Raw genomic sequence first — 3,193 nt, 5'->3', positions numbered from 1 at the left:
CCGATCCGCACGGTCTGGTGCGGCGGCGTCATCTGCGGACCAAGGGCCGGGAGGTCACCGGCATCGCCGACGACCCGTTGAGCCTGCCGGCCGGCACGGCCACCGGCACTGGCACCGGCACGAGCGAGCCCGGCGGGGTGACGGCGTCCGGCGACACGATGTTGCTCGAGGCGCTGGCCGCGCCCAGGACCGGGCGCATGCACGACATCATCGCCACTCTGCAGGCCGAGCAGGACCGCATCATCCGGGCGCGGGCGAACGGCGTGCTCGTCGTCGACGGTGGACCGGGGACCGGTAAGACCGCGGTGGCGCTGCACCGTGCCGCCTATCTGCTCTACAACGACCGGGCTCGACTCGACCAGTCCGGCGTGCTGATCGTGGGGCCGAGTCCGGTGTTCCTGCGCTACATCGACCAGGTGCTGCCCTCCCTCGGGGAGACCGGGGTGATCTTCGCCACGCCGGGACGGCTCTTTCCCGGGGTCGACGCGCACGGCGTCGAGGACGCCGCGACCGCTGCGCTCAAGGGTGATCCGCGGATGGCCGAGGTCATCGCCGCCGCCGTCAGGGACCGGCAGCGGCTGCCGCGGCGAGAGGTGCTCATCCCCTACGACGATCACATGCTGCGCCTCGGTCGCGACACGGTCGCGCGGGTCCGCACCCGGACGCGGCGCAGCCGTCGCCCGCACAACTCGGCCCGTCGGATCTTCCTGCGCGAGCTGTTGGCAGAGCTGGCCACCCAGGTGGTGAACCAGATCCCGGGCGGGCTGCTCGACGCCGACGAACGCGGCCAGATCATCCGGGACCTGTGGTCGGCGGAAGAGGTCCGTACGGTGCTCGACGGCCTCTGGCCGCTGCTGACCCCCCAGCGGCTCCTCGAGGAGCTCTTCGCCGATCCGGCGGCCCTGGCGCGTGCGGCGGGTAGCCGACTCACCCCGGCGGAACGATCTCTGCTCGAGGACCGGCGGACGGCCGCAGCGTCCGCCCGGATCCCGGTGCAGCGCGACGGCGTGGGTACGGCGAGTACAGCGGCCGCCGAGCGGGTCGAGCGGGTCGAGTGGGTCGAGCGGGCGTGGGCTCCGGCCGATGTGCCGCTGCTCGACGAGGCCGCCGAGCTGCTCGGCGACCCGGGCGAGGAGACCGGCCGCGAGACCGCCCGCCGTGCCGAGCGGGAACGCGAGGAGGAACGCGAGTACGCCCGGGGCGTGGTGGACATGCTCGGGCTCGAGGGGCAGGTTGACACCGAGGCGCTCGCCGAGCGGTGGAGCGGGCCGCGGGCGCGGCGCAGTGCCGCCGATCATGCCCGCGAGGACCGCACCTGGACTTTCGGCCACCTGATCGTCGACGAGGCCCAGGAGGTCTCGCCGATGTTGTGGCGGCTGCTGTGGCGGCGCTGCCCGGGACGCACGGCGACCCTCGTCGGTGACCTGGCCCAGACCGCCCGGCCGGGCGCGCCGACGTCCTGGGGGGAGCTGCTGGGGCCCGCGGTCGGCGACCGGTTTACGGTCGAGCGGCTCAGCGTCAACTACCGCACACCTCGGGAGATCATGGACGTTGCCGCCGACGTCCTGCGGGCGCAGGACCCGACGGTCTCCGTTCCCCTCTCAGTGCGTTCGGTGGGCCGTGCCCCGACGGCGGTGCGCGTGGGCGACGTGACGACCGACGATGTCCCGGGCCTCGTCGGTCTGCTCGAGACTGGTCTGCTAAAGGACAGGCGGACCTTCGCCCAGGAGCCTCCCGGGGACCTCGTCGCCGCCGTGGTGTACGCGGCGAGCCGGGCCGCGAGCGAGGTCGGCGACGGGCGGGTCGCCGTGATCTGCCGCCCGCAGGACATCCCGGGGCTGCGCGGCGCCCTCATGGCAGCCCTCCCGGATCTGGCGGTCGCGGCGGACTCCGTCGACCCCGCCAGATCCGTCGGCAACGCTCTCGACGCGCCGGTGGTGGTGCTGAGCGTGGCGGAGAGCAAAGGTCTCGAGTTCGACGCGGTGGTGCTGGTGGAACCGGCCGCGTTGCTGGCCGGGCCGACCCGGGGGCTCGCCGACCTCTACGTCGCGCTGACCCGGGCCACCCGTTTCCTGACCGTGGTGTATTCCGGCGAGCTTCCGCCGGTACTGGGCCGACTCGCCCGGCGGTAACGTGCCCGCCCGCGGACGGGTTCCGGATCCGTCCGCAAATACCAGCTAGCCCTGCGTGAGGAGCAGCGTCGGAACAAAATTCCGATATTTTCTTGATATAAAATGTCCATCCATCGTTCATCGGAACGTTGTTCCGTGTGGCTAGGTTCGTGGATGTGACGACCAGGCCCAGGGCGACCAGGCCCAGTGAGACCGGCGCGGCGAGCGTTGCTGACGAGCCGGCTGGCACCCTTGCTGAACGGGTGCGGGGGGCCGCCGCGGATCTCGCTCCGAGCGAGGCCCGGGTCCTCGAAGCGTTGCTGGAGCCGGGAGCGGAGATCCTTAATCTTTCGGTATCCGAGGTCGCCGCTGCCGCGGGGGTGGGGGTCGCCACGGTCGTCCGCGCGTGCCAAAGTCTCGGCTTCAAGGGTTTCCAGGCAGCCAAGATCGCTCTAGCTCAAGATCTTCTGCCGCTCGGTGAACGCCCCCGGGAGGACATCGATCCCAGCGACACCGTGCATCAGGTGCTTGCCAAGCTGGCGGCCTCGAACGGTCAGGCACTGTCGCGCGTCCCGATGAGCGTGGGCGCGGGTGCGCTTGCCGATGCCGTTGAGGCGCTCCATGCGGCGCGGCGTGTTCTTTTTCGGGGGGTCGGCACAAGCGCACCGATTGCCGCGGACGGGGCGTTTCGGCTGGCCACGATCGGCGTCCCGGCCAGCTTCCCGCCGGATGTGCACACGCAGCACGTGCAGGCACGCCTGCTCGGGCCGGATGATGTCGCGGTCGCGGTGAGTCACACCGGGGCGACTCATGAGACCGTAGGCGCTGCTCGCGGCGCACACGCCGCCGGTGCCGCGGTTATCGCGATCACCAGTTTTCACAGCAGCCCGTTGACGGAGGTCGCGACAACCGTGCTCGTCGCCGGGAGTCGTAAAACCCGGTACCAAATAGAGGCGATGACCAGCCGTCTCGCCCACCTCCTGGTTCTTGAGAGCCTTTTCATCGCTCTTCTTCTGCGGAATCCTGACCATGCCCGCATCGCGCAGACTCTGGCTGCGGATGCTCTCGATGAACACTGTTAC

2 protein-coding genes are annotated in these 3,193 nt (G+C 70.8%); both read left to right on the top strand.

The window, feature by feature from the left end; genetic code table 11:
* A partial coding sequence (locus tag ACY45C_RS15415; protein ID WP_462188292.1) for a HelD family protein occupies positions 1–2,132 on the top strand: 2,132 nt, incomplete at its 5' end.
* Positions 2,133–2,281: 149 nt separating this feature from the next.
* On the top strand, positions 2,282–3,193 hold a 912-nt coding region (locus tag ACY45C_RS15410), incomplete at its 3' end, for a MurR/RpiR family transcriptional regulator (RefSeq protein WP_462188291.1).

This window comes from Frankia sp. CcWB2 (assembly GCF_977927585.1).
This window is presented reverse-complemented; position numbering and strand designations above follow the sequence as displayed.